The organism is Dyella humi (assembly GCF_044904605.1).
Classification (GTDB): domain Bacteria; phylum Pseudomonadota; class Gammaproteobacteria; order Xanthomonadales; family Rhodanobacteraceae; genus Dyella_B; species Dyella_B humi.
The window spans coordinates 1-734 of sequence record NZ_JADIKI010000004.1 but is presented as its reverse complement, the minus strand read 5'-3'; the positions used below and the strand labels follow the sequence as shown (position 1 = coordinate 734).

Here is a 734-nt window from a genome sequence, read left to right as displayed (position 1 = left end):
GTCAGAAAACGCTCGGCAGTGAGCTGGGGACGATTGAGGTAGCCACGGGCAACACCGGCCCCGCCGATGTACAACTCACCCACGGCACCCAGCGGCACTGGCTGGCTGTGTACGTCGAGGAGGTAGAGGCGGGTGTTAGCGATCGGTCGACCGATCGATTGGCTTGAAGTCGGGTTCACATCGTCTCTCAGAACTTGCGAACACGAGGACCAGATGGTGGTCTCGGTGGGACCATAGAGATTCCATGCCGACTGCCCCTGTTGCCGTAACTGGATCGCCAACTGAGCGGACATTGCCTCCCCGCCACACAAGATCTTCAGCGTGGAGGACGGTGGCCATCGGATATCGAGCAGGCTGCGCCAGGTTGCCGGCGTGGCTTGCATGACACTGATTCGCTGGGTGACGAGCAGATCCCGCAATAAATAAGGATCACTATGGTCGTATTGGCGAACCAGGACGACTTGTGCGCCCTTGCTCAAGGGCAGATAGAGTTCCAGCGCTGCAATATCGAAAGAGATGCTGGTGACGGCAAGCAACCGGTCCTGTTGGGCGAGGCCCGGCACAGCGGCCATGGCATGCAGAAAATTGATGACGCTGTGATGTTCCACCATCACGCCCTTAGGCTTGCCGGTCGACCCTGAGGTATAGATGACATACGCCAGGTGTGAGGAGCTCAGGCCCAAGGCGTGCGGATCGGGATTGGCGTCCGCTGCATCCAGCGCATTCGGCGTTAG

The 734-nt window shown here is 59.4% G+C and carries 1 protein-coding gene; it reads right to left on the bottom strand.

Annotation, left to right across the window (positions count from 1 at the left end):
- Positions 1-734 (bottom strand): AMP-binding protein (locus ISP18_RS00025; protein ID WP_404559212.1); only part of this gene is annotated, 734 nt, incomplete at both ends.